Raw genomic sequence first — 17,787 nt, 5'->3', positions numbered from 1 at the left:
TTAGTTATATTAGTAATACGAAAAAAGTTTACCCTGTTGGGTATTCTAAGACTGAAATATTAAAGAAAATTCGCTACCATAGCAGATGAAAACGGAGAGCGATAATGGTTAATTTTGGGCTGAACTCAGCCAGTGTCCTCGGAATTTTTTTAGCTGTTGCCGGAGCCGGTTTATACTTCTTGCGAACGGTACGGCCAGAGTTGTCGAGGGATCATGATATATTTTTTGCAGCAGTCGGCTTATTATGCGGACTTATACTATTGTTTCAAGGATGGCGACTTGATCCGATCCTACAGTTTGGACAATTTTTGTTGACAGGTTCGGCCGTATTTTTTGCCGTCGAAAGTATTCGCTTAAGAGGAGCTACCACCGAACAAGCAAAACGGAGTTCTTCGTTTGTTGATGATGATCGTCGGGTGAGTAAAACAAGAGTTTATACAGAAGCAGAACTCGATCGCTTAGAACCTTACGAAGAAGAAGAACCCACCTATCGGAATAACCCCCGTTTACAAGGATATGCTGATCCTCGCAGCAATCGGGGTTACACAGAGGATGACCCTAGAACACCGAGAACTCGTCGTCGTCCCCCTAGCGATCCCTACGGCGATCGCCCTTCCCCCAGACGGCAAACCCGTCCCAGTCGACCGACAACGGAAAACTATGATGCTTGGGGTAGTCAAGATGATATGTGGGAAGATCGCCCCCAAAAACGTCGTCCCAGTCGTCCTCGTCCTGAAAGCTCGTCCCCGCAAACTCCTTCTCGTCCCCCTCGGAAACGCCGTCCTCGTCCCAGTAGTCAGACAAAAGGTTATCCTTCGAGTCCAGAGGAAACACCAACCACCACCGACTACGTTGACTATCAACCCATTGACTCAGAGGAAAGCCCTAGAAAGCGCAGTCCTAGACCCTCAAAACCAGAGGATAATTACGAAGGCGATCGCCCGTCAGATCCCTCTAATTTTGACTATTAACAATAATGCTCCACTGTAAACAAGACAGAGGCGCAAAGGGAGACAACATAAAGGCCAAAAAATTTGATGAGCGAGGAATACCAAAGTGGAGAAGGCTTTGTCAGCAACGAGAGTTTTTAGCAATTCTCCCCTCTCCCTGCTCCCTGCTCCTCCGCTCACAAGTTTCTTTACCCTATCTATCTCTTAAGCTACTCATAGGAATAAGCTTAATAAGTCTCCTAGGCTCTTGTAATGCCTTCAACCGTCCCGAACCCCCGGCTACCCTCAATAGTCGTTATAATGACCAACAACCGGCTCTTAGTGGTGATGGTCGTTGGTTAGCTCTAGTCTCCAATCGTAACAGCAGTAACGAGATTTTACTCTATGATTTGCGTAGCGAAAAATTCATGGATCTCCCAGGGTTAAATCAAAGTAACGTTATCTTAGAAAGTCCTAGTTTAAGCCGTACGGGACGATATTTAGTTTATATTTCTAGTGTACAAGGACGGCCAGACGTAGCACTTTATGATCGCGCCACTCGACGGGCAGAACTGTTAACTCAAGGTTATCGTAATTGGGTGAGAAATCCACAAATTAGTGCTGATGGACGCTACATTGTTTTTGAAACCGCACGGCGAGGACAATGGGACATAGAAGTATTAGATCGTGGCCCATTAATTGAATTAGATATTCCTGATGGTACACCAGTGATCAATGATCAGTAAGCAGTGATCAGTTATTCGTTTAAGTTTAGGATTGATCAGTGAAACAATTTCTTATTACGTGGATAGTTGTCATTAGTAGTCTGATGACAGGGTGTACAGGTTATCCTCGTTATCTTAATTTCCCTTTCGATGGAGGGGGACGAGGATTAAATAGTCGCGCTTCGGACTTAGAACCCCAAGTGACTTCTACTTATATTGTCTTTATCTCTGATAGAAATGGTTCTCAAGACGTTTATCTTTTCGATGCTCAACAACGACAATTAATTTCTTTACCGGGGTTAAATGCGTTAGATGAAATAGCGTCTCATCCGTCTATTTCTGAAAATGGTCGCTATGTAGTTTTTGCAGGTAGTCGTCAAGGAAAAACTAATATTTATGTTTATGATCGACAAACCGAACAAAAACGGAATTTAACAACTGATTTACAAGCAGAAGTCCGGAATCCTATTATTAATGCCGACGGGACTCAAATTGCTTTTGAAATTGCCCAGGACGGACAATGGGATATTATGATTTATGATTTATTCGGTAATCCTCTTAAATTCCCATAAAGATGCCTATTTAGCTTTTTAAAATAATAAGAAAACTATATTCCCCTAAATTCTCCTAATTTCCACTTTTGCCTACTTTACATTGACATCAATTATCTATTTTTACTCAAAATATCTACATTTTTTTACCCTGACATCCTTTCTTGATAGCTATTATTCTGGAATTTAGTTTAAATCATTGTTCAAATAAATTGCTATGAATAATACTATTGAATTAAAACTCTGGACAAATCTAGCTTTAGATATTTGTCCCAAGTGTCACAGTAAAGGTTTATTGATTAAATCTCAATCGACATTAACCGCTATTTTAGTTTGCTCAAAATGTGGTTCTGAGTATTGTATGTCTGCTATCCGGCAACGAGGAGCTTATCCAAGAAATACTTAATGATCCTTTATTTTTGGAAAATCTAATATTTATATTTATGGTTGTTATCAATAGGTAACGAGTTTTTATCATTAATTAAAGAATCGATAAGAAGAATTAAGTTTTTTGTTATTGGTGTAATATATTCGTATTAAAAGGGTATTGTCAGTTAAAATGGCGTTATTGCAACCCAAAGCAAGACCCCGCTACAAGGAAAAAATTGTTATGAGTGATGTCGTACTTCATGTTTTCAATTGGAAGTATCAAGAAATTATTGACAGACTAGGAGAAATACGAGAAGCAGGTTATGGTGCGCTACTCATTCCACCGATTCTTTATTCAGATGTCAATTCTCATGACTGGTGGCAACGTTATCAACCGAAAGATTATCGAGTGCTTTTGTCCCATTTGGGAGGGAAAAAAGAACTAGAGGAATTGATTAAACAATGTCATACCGGTGAGCATAAACTCAAAGTCTATGCTGATATTGTCATCAACCATATGGCTAATGAACAAAGAGAAGATCGGTTAAACTTTCCAGGAGACGCTGAACTCGCTAACTATCAACATAATCGAGACTTATTTGAAGCCAATAAATTGTATGGCGATTTGAATGAGGGTTTATTTTCTGGTCATGATTTTAATCGTTCCGGAAATATTGAAGATCATGAATGGTCTGATCGACACCGAGTTGTCTATGGCGATATCAGTGATTTACCGGATTTAATGGACTCTCCTTGGGTGTTATTGCAACAACGAACCATGTTAGCTGCCTTAGCAAAAATGGGCTTTGATGGCTTCCGTATTGATGCTATCAAACATATAAGTAAGCGGATGATTGATAATTTTGCCGATAGTGATTCATTGGCTGGACGCTATTTATTCGGGGAAGTTTTGACCACCAATGATCATGAAGAAAAAACCTTTTTAGATCCCTTTCTCCAAGAAACTTGGATATCTGCCTATGATTTCCGTTTGTTTCAAACCATCCGAAAAGCATTTGAGATGGGAGGTTCTCTTAGAACATTAGCCCGTCCTGAAAACGAGAATAATGGTTTACCTTGGTCTAGGTCTGTTACTTTTGTGGTCAATCATGATCTTCCTCATAATGAGGATTTTCGTAACTTGTTACTTGATCGCACCGATGAAAATTTAGCTTATGCTTACATTGTCGGGAAAGATGGGGGTCTTCCTTTAATTTACTCAGATCATAACGAATCCGTTCACCGACATCCTGAAGATCACGATCGCTGGTGTAATGCGTTTAAACGAGACGATATTAAGCGAATGATTCGCTTTCACAGTCAGGTTCAAGGAAAACAGATGGCTATGTTATATGAAAGCGACTTGGTGCTAGTCTTTAGACGAGGAGATTGTGGCATTGTTGCTATTAATAAAGGGGGTGATCATGCTTCGGTGGAGTTTAGCACTTCGGGTTTAAAAAATCCCAGTCTCTATGAAGATTGTCTAAATAATAACAAAATGACAATCGAGGGCGATCGCTTTACCTTATCCATTCATCCTAGAACGGCTCAAATGTGGTTATCTGAATAAATTAGGCGCACCGCAAAGCGGATCTCTTCGAGATCGCTTCCGTCAACTTGATGATCTAAGAAATCTTTAAGGGTTCTCGTACTAAACGAATATATAAATGTTTAAAGGTTGAACGAATCACTCTAGGGAGTCCAAAATCTATGGGCATTGTTTTATGGGGTAACTGCCAATCATTCACTTGTAATTGAGTCGGATGGCATAAGGGAAATTCGATGTCTGCAACCTTACTAATTAATCCTAGTCTTTTTTGAGCCACCCATGTAGGAATCGATGAAGGGGATAGCTTTAAGAGTTCAATCATAGCGCAGTCCAAAGCAAAAACGTCGCTAGAAGCTCCTAAAATGCCTAAATCCCTCGGTTCGCCGCTGCTCGGTCCATTACCTTGATGAGCGATAATACCATCAATGATGGTTAAATTTGGGGCGATGGCTCTAGCTGTCTCTACTAACATCTCTCCGAAGCGATCGGCATCTTTTCCAGCTTCCATGTGCCACCAGGCTTTCATTTTCCCCGGAACACAACCAAATAAATTTTTAACCCCCAAAGTTAAACTTAACTGAACATGAGACTTAACTTTAGGCAAGTTAATGACCACATCTGCATCCATCACTTCTTTAGACAAGCGTAAATGATCAAAATGGTCACTATCATGACTGTAACGTTTGCCTTTAAATTCGACTACCTCTAACCCCAACGCTTCAATAATAGACCCGTAACCGTTGGCCAAGGCAACCCCACGGGCTGTACCAAAGGCTGGACTATCTCCTAAAAATGGCGTTCCTCCTGCTTCTTTAACCAATTGAGCCACACAATACACCATTTCAGGACGAGTGACACATTCTTTGGTTGGACGACTTCCCGTCAATAAATTTGGTTTGAGTAAAACTCTTTGTCCTGGTTGAACAAAAGACTTGATTCCTCCTAATGGTTCTAAAAGCTTTTCTAAAGAGGCTTTAAGTAAAGGCAGATCGTAAGAATGGGCTGATAATAAACTAACGCTAGACATAAATGATTATTTTTAGTTGGGTTATTTAATATATTAGTGAAAATTGAAAAATAAAATTTTTACTGCTCCATTTTTCTCAAGAGTTGCTAAGATGCTAAAAACTGTTAGCTCTAGATTAATCATTTCTTGAGACTGATGGCTAAATGTAATGGATTCTACAAATAACAAAATGCTTAAACAATTATTATCGAAAGGGTGTCTTGGCGTAGTTATTTGCGCTACTGGTTTTGGTGGATTTCCCGCTTATAGTCAGCCAGGAGAAGTGATCGCTCAATCGTCTTCTGAAATGGCTGAGCAAAATATTTCCCAACAAGACTTAGAAAAATTTGCCGACGCGATCGCCGATTTACGGGCGATCGATGAAGAAACTCAGCAAAAAATGATTGAAGCCGTTCAAGCTACAGGAATGTCCCCTGAAGAGTTTATGAAAATTGGCAAACAAGAAGACACTCAAATGAATCTGTCTGCTGATAAACAAATGCAGTTTGAAGAAGCCTTAGAAGCAGTTCGAGAACTCAACGAAGAAGATCGCAAGAAAAAAAGAGTTGCTGTTAAAGAGGCCGGTTTAGAAATTTCACGGTTTAATGAAATCGGCAAAATTGTTGAAAATAATCGCGATCTTCAAAAGAAAGTCGTTGAAATCTTATCTCAATAATTCAAAACAACAGGCACAACAGACAAAAGGCAAAAGTATTCACCTGTCTTGCCTTTGAGGCCAAAGCCTTGGTACACAGTGAGTGTGGTGATGAGAGTTTCTGGTACGGTGATGATGGGAAAGTCTGCCCACTTCGCCTCATACCAGAAAAAGCGCATTACTTTCGGCTATGGATTAAAAATAGATCGTGAAAAGTCAAACAGAGGCTTAAAATGTTTTAGATAGCACTAATTTTTATTCCTATGTTTAATTGGTTTCGCCGTAAAATTAATAAGACCGAATCTGAAGAAGTTTCAGAACCCACTCAACAAACCAAGACTCCTGAAACTGAACCTTCTAGTGAACAAAGCGATCAAGAAGATTATTTAAGTTGGGCAAAAACAGCATATAAAAATATTCAACAACGTCAAACGCCTTCAACCTCCGAGTCAGAGGAAACAGAAACCCCCTCAGAAACAACAGATGACCAAGTAACGGAGGTTGAACCAGAAACTCCCCAGGTGTCTCAGTCTCCTCAAAAAGAGAAAACAGAGGAAACACCAGCGTGGATGCAAAAATCCGATCGCTTAGAAGCACTCAAAGAAACGGCGATGGAGAAGGCAACGGTTGAAGACACAACCCCCATCACCTTCGATGACGAATTTGTTTGGTCAGCTAAAGTTTTAGCAGCACAAGGACGGGCCCCGGATGATGTTTCACAAGAAGAAATTAATTGGTTAAAACGTCTGCGTCAAGGGTTAGGAAAAAGCCGACGCGGGTTAGTTAACCAACTTAAATCTATTGTCGGTCAAGGGCCTCTTAATGAAGATGCTGTCATGGAAATTGAAGCCCTGTTATTACAAGCGGATACAGGGATAGAAGCGACAGATTATATTATTTCTACGTTACAAAATAAACTTTTAGAAGAAGCACTGCCCCCAGAACAAGCTTTAGAATACCTCAAAAGTATTTTAAGAGAGATTTTAGACCGTCCTTTGCAAAAAGTGGTTAATCCTGGTTTTGCCCCAGAAAAAGGAGTTTTAAATATTTGGCTATTAACGGGGGTCAATGGTGCAGGAAAAACAACTACTATCGGTAAATTAGCCCATTTAGCTCAACAATCTGGCTACAATTGTATTATTGCTGCTGCTGATACCTTTAGGGCTGCTGCTGTTCAACAAGTGCAGGTTTGGGGAGAAAGAACCAACACTCCTGTTATTGCCAACCCTGGCAAAAATACAGACCCGGCTGCTGTAGTATTTGATGGCATTTCTGCTGCTCAAGCCCGTGAAGCTGATTTATTATTGGTAGATACGGCAGGAAGACTTCAAAATAAAAAGAATTTAATGGCAGAATTAGCTAAGATTCGGCGTATAATTGATAAGAAAGCGGATAAAGCTCAAGTTGAGTCTTTGTTAGTATTAGACGCAACTTTAGGACAAAATGGGTTACGTCAAGCGCAAGTTTTCTCTGAAGCAGCTAATTTAAGCGGTGTGGTTTTAACTAAATTAGATGGAACTGCCAAAGGTGGTGTCGCTTTAGCGGTTGCCCAACAATTAGATTTACCCATTCGTTTTATTGGTGTTGGGGAAGGAATTGAAGATTTAAGACCTTTTTCTAGTTATGAGTTTGTTGAAGCTTTATTGAACGAATAATTGAAAATAAAAGTTTAGGAGAAGTGTCAACTTTTTCTAGACTTTCTTTTCTTAAATTTTCAAGCGACTTTCGAGCTAAAAATATAAGAAATAGAAACAATGAACTTGAACTCTGCCATTGAACAATATGCCTTATCTATATTAAAAACAATTTTTGTTTTTGAGAAGTTTAGAGCTAATTCTCAAGAAGCTCATCAAACAGAAGAATTGTTTACAGAATTCAAAAACGAATTGGAAAAGTTAGATATTATATCAAATAATGAAGACGAAGCATATTATATAAGACCACTTAGCTATGAAGATAAAATAAACGAAGTACAAGAAGAAATAGATAATAATAAGCAAGACGTTGAAGTTGTTTTTTATGATAATTATTTCCGACTTCTAAAAGCTAGGGACGAAGTCCAGAAAATATTATTCTCTCAACTATATCCTATTCCTATAGAGATTGAAAAAATAAATAAATTAGATAGTTATCTTGATAAACTACAAAAAATTATTACTAAAAGTGATCAAGAAGAAACAATTATTAATAAAGTTAAGAAAATTCTTAAAAATATACCATTAGTAATTAGATTAATATTAATATTATTTTGCTGGCTACCGCTTACTTTAATCGTAAGTATATATCTGGGGTTTCCTTGGTTTATTCAAGTAGTAAGCGCATTGATAATTCTGCTTATTTTCATTTTTAAAATAATCCCCTTTTTCAAAAATCTATCTAATTCGTCAACCCATAAAAAAATTCAAGAATATTGTCAGAGCGCATCGGATAATATTTCTTATGAAAATGATTGGTGGAAAAATCTTATACCATTACATAGAGAGTTTGATTTACCTGCACAAATTATAACATTATTTTGTATTTTTTCTATTGTTCTCATCTTACTTCGTAGTTGGAGTATTATCCAATTATTTGACTTTGGTGGGTTAGAATTATTGCCTTTATTCTTATCTGGTTTAGTTGTTTCTCTTATTAGTGGAACTTTTTTATCACAAGGAAAACAAATCTTTATTCGTCTTTTAGGTTTATTTTCCCGTCAACTAGAAAAGTGGCATGATGAAATTATGGCACTTGTTTCTTTAGGACTTTTGAGTTTAGTTGTTTGGGGGTTTATTCTTCATCTACCTTCTGCTGGTGAAGATGCTTTAAGAAACGGAGATGATGCTTTAGACGAAACTCAATATGTTGAAGCAGAAATACAGTACAAAAAAGCGTTAACTTATCTAGACTCGCCTAGTGACTTAGATGATTATTGGTTTAATTGGTGGTTTCCTTTCCAGAGAATACAAAATTATCTTTCTTTATCTTTTACTGAACAACAACATCCATTAGCATTGTTTAAATTAGGCTATGCTTACTATAAACAACTAGACTTAGATAAAGCAAAAGAATATTATATATCAGCAATCAAAAACGAAGATAATAAAGACGGTGCATTTTATATGGAGTATTTGACCAACCTTGCTAAAGTTTTAGTGTTAAAATCTTATGGACTTAGTTCTAGAGATGATAGTCTTGATTATTCTGGAAATTTGGGAGATAAGGATAAAAATACATTAGTAGAACAACGAGAGTTTATCAATAAAAGAAGAATGAGAGATGCTAAATTTTTCTTAGAAAAATCAGCTTCAATTTATAGAAAAAATATTATTAGTAATTTTTCAAAAATCCTTAACAATAGTGATAGTGATGAATGTGATGGTGAGAAAAACTATAATCAAAAGTATGCGTCTACGGAGATACTAAGGCGTTTGATGAATACAAAGAATGAGCAACAGTGTCCGTATAATAATGACATTCTATCAGGTGAAAAATATCCAGAATATAAAGATATGAAAGATATTGACTGGTATAAGCTTGATAGAAAATTTTACAAACGTAAAAATAAAAATTCAGATGAAAAGTTTTTAAAAAAGCCAAATAACAAAGCTGATGGTTTATTTATGGAATATTTAAAAGCAATAAGGAATTTAAAATTTGTTCATGGAATGTATGAGTTATCCTCTTTTCAAGAAGTCATGAATTCTGTTCAGAATTCTGAGAATATTCAAGAAAGAAATCAAGTATCATATACATTAGTTAATAAGTTAAAAGAAGCTAAAACTCATTTTCGATGGGCATCTCTTCTTAGTGGACTACTTGAACCTCAAATCTCACGAGAACTAGAAGATATGGAGGTAGATGGAAAGTTAAAGTTGAAAATACAATCAGAAGATGATAAACCATTTATTTTAGCAAACGAAGAGACTTTATTTTCTTCAAAAGTAAAAATTATAGATGAAGTAAAAACTAACGATAATAAGAATGAAATAATTGTCAAAGACATAAGTTTTAAAAACTTTAAAGAACAAAATCCTGAAGCAGAAATCTTAAAACCGTTATGCTATTATCGATTAGCACAGTTTCTTAGTATCGGTACAATCAAATTATTAGATGATAAAAATCACAGCTTAGAAAAATTTTATGAAAACCGAGAAAAAGTATTACAAAGTGAATTTCCAACCGAAAAGAATTCTAAGTATACAAATAAATTTAATCAGGAATTAAACGGATATATTGAGAAACTACAAACTACTCAAAAATTTGAAGAACTAATTAAAGAACATAGAAAAGAATTAAAAAAAGATCCATCTATAAAGAGAGAAAATATACCAAAAGAAGAGGAAACAATTAATTTAAAAAAATATCCAGAAAATATAAGAGAAGACCTAGATAAAAACCTTTATAAATTAGAAATAAAGGAAAATGCTAGTACAGAAACTATGTCTCAAGAAAAATACTTAAACCAACAAATGGTAAAAGATTATTGTGATATTCAAACAAAAGTGCCTATAGAAATTTTAGATTTATATGAAAGGAAAATGCTGTATGATTTAAGGAGAATACCTGGATTACCAGATAATCCAGCTTGATTTAATTATTAAATTTGATTGTATTTTAAGTAGATAAAGTGTAATAAAATATAAAAGTCCGTAGTCAAGGCTTCATCCTTGATCATGACTAGGTTTCTAGTTCTAAAGGACTCGCTACAAACTAGCGTTATATTCATAAAACTGAACTTCCCCTTTGACAAAATGCCATAAGGTATGCTTCATGAGGGATACGCCGAATTAGCTACCCATCGTTACTGGGTACAAATAGAAGAAATACCTAACAAATTTAAAGCTTTTTGTTGTAGTTCAGTGGGTCGAGTTATCTTGTCAAAAACGTATTTTCCACTCTCTAAAGTACACTCAACTGTGTTTAAGCAAATTGTCCCCAAATCTTCTAGTAAAGTACGGAAGCTGTGAACTGGGAGATTGTTTTCAGTGCGTTTCTTTCTATCTTTAGCAATAGCAGAATCACTGCGACGAGCTTTGATGACATCAAGACAGTTATCATCAATTTCTTCATCTTCAAATAATAAAGGGGCTAATTTTTGTTTTAAATGCCATTCAACGTAATAAGCTAACATACACAAAAAAATATGTGCTTTCACTCTATCTCCCTTATAATGATAAATTGGACGAACTTTCAAATCAATAGATTTATAACAACGGAAAGCTTCTTCAACTGAAGATAAACTTTTATACGCTTTGACAACTTCAAAACTATCCATCAGAGTTTTATCTACAGAAGTTCTGAGAATATAAACTCCATCTAATGCTATTTCTTCTGAGATTAATTCTTTTTTACGCTCATAAGTAAACTCTGAATCTGTGATGTTTAAATCATAGTATTTGTTGATTTTATACTTGTTTAAGACCTTCCCAACTCTTAAAGCAATTTTATCGGCTCCTTTCAAAGCTCTTTTTTCCCTTTTTATAGCTTCAATAATTAACTCAAATTGTTCTTCTGCTATTTTTAATAATGCCTCTCTTTGTTTCTTGTTTTTAGCAGCTACCAAGGGATTTCGACAGGCAATTAATCTTTCATCTGGGTAATCTTCGTTTTCAAACTCAACTAGATTTACCTCATCAAATAATCCTAATTGAATTGCTTCTACTTCCGCCAATTTTCTGATGCTTGCTTTAGTTAAACCACTTATATAATCTAACCCTTCTACTGGTTTAACTAACTCTTTAATGTTTGAAGATGTTAAGATTCCTCTATCTGTCACCCACACTACATTCTTCACCCCAAACCGTTTCCTCACTTTCTCTATTTGACTCAAGAATGTGCTAGTATCTGAGGTATTTCCTTCAAAAACTTCTACAGCGATAGGACAACCATTTTGGTCACAAAGTAGTCCAAAAACTATTTGGGTTTTTCCCTTCTTCTTATCTCGATTATATCCGTATTTTCCTAATTCACACCCGTTACCCTCTAGGTAAGTTGAGGTAACATCATATAAAACCAATGAGCCATTATCTAAATAAAGACTAGCTAATTTATTTTCAATTTTCTCTTGTTTATTTAATAACCAGTCTAAAGCCTCATAGAGTTCATCCTCATCAGCTTTTTCTAAATTCAATACTTTTCCTAAACTATTGCTACAAGTTTTTTCATGAAATCCTCTAGCTGTGGCTAATTTGGATTTAGGATTGATAATCCTAGCGATGATCATCCCCAAAACTAAGTTTCTAATTCGAGAGGTCTTACCAGCAATAATCTTATCTAATCCTATAGGCACACGCTCTATATACATGACTACTATTTTAGCTTACTTCCCTTATGGCTGTCTATTAATAAATATTACAATTTACATGGGTACGTTAACAAGAGTTGATGTCTGTATCCATTGATGGATAAGGGTTTTAGGATATTTTAGTAGATTTGTATGGGGTAAGTTCAGATAAAATAGAATTCAGGAAAGGGAATCGTTAAATCGAGAGGTTTGACTCTACAAAAATCGACTCACGACTCCCTATTGCCTATTTAGGTTGTGGAACCCAAACCGACACAGAACCTGCTAAACAGGGAAATTCACCCCAACCTTCATCGTTGGTAACGACAGGTTCTTCAATGTGTTCAGTAAGATCAATATAAGTTTGGTTAGGTTGACCAATCTCCATCCATTTTGTCCCTTTTTGATGATTACTCAGCACCACGGCCATACCGTTGGGGTGTTCTTCATCTCCCAGACGAGTCCAGCCGATGATACTGTTATCGTCAAAATAATCATACTGTTCCCCATAAGCATATTCTTGACGAGCTTCTAAAAATTTATCAATAATCCACTGATGAGCGTCCATGTGAATTTCGTATTCACCACCGTCATTCCCAGTATCTTTATAATGTGCGCCGTAATAGTCGGCATAAAAAACACAAGGATAACCATCTCTTCTCAATAAGATTAGAGCATAAGCGAGGGGTTTAAACCAACTCTCAACTACCGATTCTAAAGACTGCAACGGCTGAGAATCGTGGTTTTCCACTAACGTTACTGTTAAGGTAGGTTGCTGTTGCACTAAGGTTCCGTCAAATATTTGACGCATATCGTAGTCGCCACCTGTTTTACTGGCTTCACAGAAATTGTAGTGTAAAGGTGCATCAAATAAGGCGACATCTCCCCCAGTGACTTCGATAAAATAATTCAAAGCATCAATGTCGCCAGACCAATATTCTCCAACAGCAAATAATCGTTTACCAGAATAACGACGAACATGATTAAGCCACTGCGGAAAAAATCCGGCTTTAACGTGTTTGACTGCATCAAATCGAAACCCGTCAATATCGGTTGTATCGACATACCATTCGCCCCAATATTTCAGTTGCTCCCTGACTTCTTCACATTCCATATCAAGGTCACAACCCATCAAATAAGCGAAGTTACCCTTTTCTAAGTCCACTTGTTCGTCAAATTTTTTATCTTTGAACAAATAAATGGCGTTCATGTTTTCATCGTAGACATTGTGATCGATCGCATCAAAATGCCACCAATGCCATTCAAAGTTAGAATATTTGCCTTGACGACCAGGAAAAGTGAAATGAGTCCAAACCTTGACTTTTTGCAACTCTCCGATAGCCTCGTGACGGTTTTCCGGGTTCATGGGTGTTGCTTCGGTTTCTTCTTCTTGGTCAGCACCTAGTTTATGGTTGAACACGGCATCAGCATAAACGTGCATCCCTGCTTCTTTAGCAACTTTAATGGCGTTAACATACTCCTCTTTTGTTCCATATTTGGTTCTAACTGAGCCTTTTTGATCAAACTCACCTAGATCAAAAAGATCGTAAACACCATAACCGACATCGTAGCCACCGGCTGTCCCTTTGTAAGCTGGAGGTAACCACACAGCAGTAATACCAGCTTTTGCTAAATCGGCTGCATTTTCTGCCAATTCATTCCACAGCGTGCCATTTGGCTCGTTATACCAGTGGAAATACTGCATCATTACGCCATTAAACTCAGACATATTAACACTCCTGCTATGCTTGCAGAAAAAAATTACGTGTTTTTCAATGTTTATTCTTAAGTTCAATAAATTCGCAGCGACAGTATTTTTATAGAACTATAGGTTTGTGTTAAGTGCTAAAAAAACTTGCTGTTATTTTATTGTTTCTATAGCTTATAAAGTTAGCATTTCTTATGAAAAATGTCAACTTTTTTAAACCTGAATTAAGTAATAGTATCTAAAGTATAATAACAAAAGATTTGAACTGAGTTTGGGTTAAAAATTCTAATTTAATAGACAAATTTATTCTAAAAAAAACCAAAATCACTTAGAAAGGTAATTTTTGATTTTCATCAGTCATCAATAATCAGTAGTAAAAATCAAACTCAGTCAAAAGGCATAGGTCATAGGGAATAGAACAGGTAAAATCATGTTTGATGAATCGTTCTTAATATTACTATATTTTTTTTGTTTTTGTTTGAAAAGCTCTGAAATGACTAATTATTAAATTTAGTATTGGTTGTTATTAAAAAAACTAATATAATAGCAAAAACACCTGAAGTAATGGCAATAGACAAAGTATCTAAATGACGTACTGCAATAGCAACTAAAGCCCAAACAAAGACACCAGAATAAGCCTTATCTTTTCTATCAATTATGATTAGAATACCAAGTATAGCTGCAATAATAATCATAATTACTGTCCATATCTCATTAGATAAACCAAAACCATCCCATTTCACCCAAGATAAGGCTAAAGAAACATTAAGAATTGTAGCTACTGTAATCCATCCTAAATAAACACTAATGGGAAAATTGACTAAGCATTTCTGTTTTTTGGAAATCGAAGTTAAAGAAATTCCTAATTTTAAATAGAGTAACACCAAAGAAACTAAAATAGCTAACATTGCCACAGTAGATAAAACAAAAAGACGAGATAAAAATAAAAATACCCAAACAATTTGTGCCAAACTACTAACTACTAAATAGTAACCCATTTTTTGTAAATAAGGATGATCTTTATTGTTTGGTAACGCTTGATAAATTGCTAAACTAATTAATCCTAAATAAATGAGTCCCCAGATAGCAAAAGCATAACTTGCAGGGGTAATTAAAACATTTTTGAAAAGAGTATTGGAAATCTCTCCAATGGTTAAACCATTAATGGGGGCAATATTAGCTAATACGTTGGCGAAAAAAGCAGCTAAAATAGCTAATAAATTAGCCCATTGTCTCATAGTATTTTTATCTATTTTCATGATTAACAATGTTTGAATTTTTAACAATAAAAAATAGAAGCTAAGAATTATGCTTCATTCTCAACTTCTTTAAAAGTTAACATTAATTTCTACAATAAACTATCTCTCTTAAGAGGGTTTAGGATAACTTCTAGCATAATAATCAGAAGCAACTACTTCTAAAACCTCTCCTGGACCGAGAAGGGGATAAATGCAATTAATGCGATTTTCCCAGACAACGTGGGCAATTTCATAATCAGGACAGTTGATGCGATAAGTATTATCAGATACCAACGATAAACGACAACCTCTCGGAAGCAGTATGGATAACAATAACTGAAGACTTTGCGGACCTAGTACATTAGAAGCCATGTTAGAAAATTTTTTATATTTTTTTAAGACTTATATTTTATTGTACAAGGTAAAGGAACTAGCATTTTAGAAATAAACACAGAAAAGACAAAAATTACTAGAGAATCTCGAACCTACTTTATGAACAACCTAAATTAAGCTTAGGTATCCTGCATTGAGAGAATACGTAAAAATTTTGAGTTAATTAACTTGACATTAACCCAAAATCAGCAACTTACTCGTAAGCTTAAAGGTAAATTGAACAATAACCAGCTTATCGTCATGATTCAGAAAATTGCTCGTATTTTCGGAAGCACGTTATTCTGTGTTTTACTGGTAACTCAGCCAGCTTGGGCCATTAATGTATCTCCAGGGGATCGCATTGAACTCCAAGCAACCTCTTCTTTGGGCGTTCCGCTCCATGATAATCCGTCTCCAAGCTTGGTGGGGAGAACATCGGATGGAACGATTGCCGAAGTGGTAGCTACAGCCAATAATCAAAGGTGGATCGAGATTGAGTTAGCCTCTGGAGCGCAAAATTGGATTGTAGAGCGATATATCCGTCGTATCGTCTCTTCTACAGGGGAAACTGTAGATAATCGTGAAGTAACTAACTTGCTATCAGGAGAAGATAAGCTCACTGTAGCAGCAATGAACGTAGAAAACTTAGATCCAGGCGATAGCGATCGCTTAAATCCTCTGGGTAAACTTATTGTTAACAATTTAAAATCCCCCGATATTATTGTCCTGACTGAAATACAGGACAACGACGGGCCAAATAATTCAGATATTACCGACGGAACCGAAACTTATAATGCTCTAATTGATGCCATTGAAAAAGCTGATGGACCTGATTATATTGCCTTTGATATTCCTCCTAGCGATGACAAAGACGGAGGACAACCAGGGGGGAATATTCGTGTCGGTTATTTATATCAACCCGCTAGAGTGGCGTTAACCCCAGGAACTGTAGGAACAGCAACAGATACAGTTACCGTTTTAGAAGGTCCGACATTATCCTTAAACCCTGGACGCATTGAACCCGATAATGGTGCATTTAAGAACAGTCGTAAACCGATTGTCGCTGAGTTTCAATTTAACCAAAATCCTTTATTTATCATCGGTAATCATTTCGTTTCTCAACGGGGTGGAAATGATGCTAAACGAGAGAAACAAGCGACGGCGGTAGGGAATTTTGTTAAAACGTTATTATCTGAAGATGACAAAGCTAATGTTATCGTCGCAGGGGATCTTAATGATGTTATTGATTCAGAACCCATTGCTATTTTAGAAGCATCTGGATTAACTAATTTGTCTGAGTTACTCCCCCCAAGCGATCGCTATACTTATGAATTCAGAAATAATCTTCAACAACTTGATTACATTTTAGTCAGTGACAATTTATTCACCACAGGTAAAAGTCAATTTGATATTGTTCATGTTAATGTCAATCAACCCAGTAATCTCGCTTTGAGCGATCATGATCCAGTTTTGGCTCAATTTACCTTACCTAAAAGGGTCACAACACCCGAAAAACCGACTTCTGAGAGCATTTTTCCTGATTTGAGCCGAGAAAGGTTACGCTCACGTTTAGCCAAAGAATATAAGGTGCAAACAAGCTTGGGATACGATAAAGCACGAGATTTCATGTACAGCGAATTGGATAATGAAAATGGGATAGTTCGTGGCGTTTATTCAGATTTTACGGTTCGAGTGAATTCTAATTCTTCCCGTCCGCGATCAGATGCGTTTCAAAATGGGAAAGGAATTAATGCTGAACATTCTTGGCCTCAAAGTAAAGGAGCAACCGGGGTGGCTAAAAGTGATATTCATCATCTTTTTCCTACTCACGTAAGAGTCAATAGTCTTCGGGGTAGTTTTCCCTTTGCAGAAATTGAGGATAGTCGCACCGAACGCTGGTTAATCGATAACCGAGAAGAAAATATGATTCCTAGCAGTAATATTGATGCTTATAGTGAATGGATTAACGGCGGTTTTGAACCCAAAGAAAGTTTTAAAGGGAATATTGCCAGAGCCTTGTTTTACTTTTACACTATTTATCGAGATCAAGCTGAAGAGGGTTTCTTTGAGGGACAACAAGATACCCTTTGTGATTGGAATATCAATGATCCAGTCGATGCTGCTGAACTAAAACGCAGTCATGAAATTGCTTCTAAACAAGGCAATGATAATCCTTTTGTTCTTGATCCATCTTTAGCAAAGCGTCTCTATTGTCAATAAACAATTTTTTACTTTTGAGGGGGAATTTTTTATGTTTTCCCCTTCTTTTGTATTTTCAATAACTATCAACTCATTAACAAAACTCACAGCGATGGATCTATTATTGAATATTGATATAGTGCAACTACTGACTTGCTTACTTCTATTAGTAGGGATAGTGGAGTGGAGATTACCCGCTTCGAGTTCGATCAAGGGAAAAA

General features: G+C 36.3%; 13 protein-coding genes and 1 pseudogene. 9 read left to right on the top strand and 5 right to left on the bottom strand.

The window, feature by feature from the left end; genetic code table 11:
• Positions 1-104: 104 nt before the first annotated feature.
• From CY0110_RS07350 to CY0110_RS07330, 5 genes are all read left to right on the top strand, one after another.
• A complete protein-coding gene (locus tag CY0110_RS07350) occupies positions 105-971 on the top strand; it encodes a Ycf66 family protein (RefSeq protein WP_008274744.1) in 867 nt (288 codons plus the stop codon).
• Positions 972-1,171: 200 nt separating this feature from the next.
• The gene (locus CY0110_RS07345) at positions 1,172-1,675 is read left to right on the top strand and encodes a TolB family protein (protein WP_198139120.1); all 504 of its coding nucleotides are present in this window, start codon (positions 1,172-1,174) and stop codon (positions 1,673-1,675) included.
• Positions 1,676-1,758: 83 nt separating this feature from the next.
• Positions 1,759-2,226: a TolB family protein gene (locus CY0110_RS07340; protein ID WP_008274742.1), complete on the top strand. Its 468-nt coding sequence runs from the start codon at positions 1,759-1,761 to the stop codon at positions 2,224-2,226.
• Between the two features lie 196 nt (positions 2,227-2,422).
• The gene (locus CY0110_RS07335) at positions 2,423-2,611 is read left to right on the top strand and encodes a hypothetical protein (RefSeq protein ID WP_008274741.1); all 189 of its coding nucleotides are present in this window, start codon (positions 2,423-2,425) and stop codon (positions 2,609-2,611) included.
• A gap of 204 nt (positions 2,612-2,815) precedes the next feature.
• Positions 2,816-4,144 (top strand): alpha-amylase family glycosyl hydrolase, encoded by a 1,329-nt coding sequence (locus CY0110_RS07330; RefSeq protein WP_035798806.1) that lies wholly within the window; start codon positions 2,816-2,818, stop codon positions 4,142-4,144.
• Between the two features lie 55 nt (positions 4,145-4,199).
• Here CY0110_RS07330 and CY0110_RS07325 read toward each other — a convergent pair whose 3' ends face one another.
• Positions 4,200-5,150: a DUF362 domain-containing protein gene (locus CY0110_RS07325; RefSeq protein WP_008274739.1), complete on the bottom strand. Its 951-nt coding sequence runs from the start codon at positions 5,148-5,150 to the stop codon at positions 4,200-4,202.
• A 148-nt stretch (positions 5,151-5,298) separates the two neighbouring features.
• Between CY0110_RS07325 and CY0110_RS07320 the strand changes: the two genes are divergently transcribed.
• The 3 genes from CY0110_RS07320 to CY0110_RS07310 all read left to right on the top strand — a co-directional run bounded on the left by CY0110_RS07320 (position 5,299) and on the right by CY0110_RS07310 (position 10,355).
• Positions 5,299-5,805 carry a DUF4168 domain-containing protein gene (locus CY0110_RS07320; RefSeq protein WP_008274738.1) on the top strand — a complete coding sequence of 169 codons (507 nt, stop codon included), beginning with the start codon at positions 5,299-5,301 and terminating at the stop codon, positions 5,803-5,805.
• A gap of 242 nt (positions 5,806-6,047) precedes the next feature.
• Positions 6,048-7,439, top strand: coding sequence for a signal recognition particle-docking protein FtsY (gene ftsY / locus CY0110_RS07315; RefSeq protein ID WP_008274737.1), 1,392 nt, complete (start codon positions 6,048-6,050; stop codon positions 7,437-7,439).
• Between the two features lie 99 nt (positions 7,440-7,538).
• Positions 7,539-10,355 carry a DNA double-strand break repair Rad50 ATPase gene (locus tag CY0110_RS07310; protein ID WP_008274736.1) on the top strand — a complete coding sequence of 939 codons (2,817 nt, stop codon included), beginning with the start codon at positions 7,539-7,541 and terminating at the stop codon, positions 10,353-10,355.
• Positions 10,356-10,567: 212 nt separating this feature from the next.
• On the opposite strand, the pseudogene CY0110_RS07305 reads toward CY0110_RS07310, so the two are convergent.
• The 4 genes and pseudogenes from CY0110_RS07305 to CY0110_RS07290 all read right to left on the bottom strand — a co-directional run.
• Positions 10,568-12,055 (bottom strand): annotated as a pseudogene (locus CY0110_RS07305) (IS1634 family transposase); the annotation flags it as partial.
• Positions 12,056-12,296: 241 nt separating this feature from the next.
• The gene (locus CY0110_RS07300) at positions 12,297-13,778 is read right to left on the bottom strand and encodes an alpha-amylase (RefSeq protein ID WP_008274734.1); all 1,482 of its coding nucleotides are present in this window, start codon (positions 13,776-13,778) and stop codon (positions 12,297-12,299) included.
• A 476-nt stretch (positions 13,779-14,254) separates the two neighbouring features.
• Positions 14,255-15,016, bottom strand: coding sequence for a tryptophan-rich sensory protein (locus tag CY0110_RS07295; RefSeq protein ID WP_035798783.1), 762 nt, complete (start codon positions 15,014-15,016; stop codon positions 14,255-14,257).
• Positions 15,017-15,124: 108 nt separating this feature from the next.
• Entirely contained in the window at positions 15,125-15,367 is a 243-nt protein-coding gene (locus CY0110_RS07290; RefSeq protein WP_008274732.1) for a hypothetical protein, read from the bottom strand.
• Between the two features lie 189 nt (positions 15,368-15,556).
• On the opposite strand from CY0110_RS07290, the gene CY0110_RS07285 reads away from it, so the two are divergent.
• The gene (locus CY0110_RS07285) at positions 15,557-17,587 is read left to right on the top strand and encodes an endonuclease (protein ID WP_035798780.1); all 2,031 of its coding nucleotides are present in this window, start codon (positions 15,557-15,559) and stop codon (positions 17,585-17,587) included.
• Positions 17,588-17,787 lie beyond the last annotated feature (200 nt).

Source organism: Crocosphaera chwakensis CCY0110 (assembly GCF_000169335.1).
In the GTDB taxonomy this organism is placed as follows: domain Bacteria; phylum Cyanobacteriota; class Cyanobacteriia; order Cyanobacteriales; family Microcystaceae; genus Crocosphaera; species Crocosphaera chwakensis.
The sequence above is the reverse complement of the archived record's forward strand: the minus strand, read 5'-3'. Positions and strand labels throughout refer to the sequence as shown.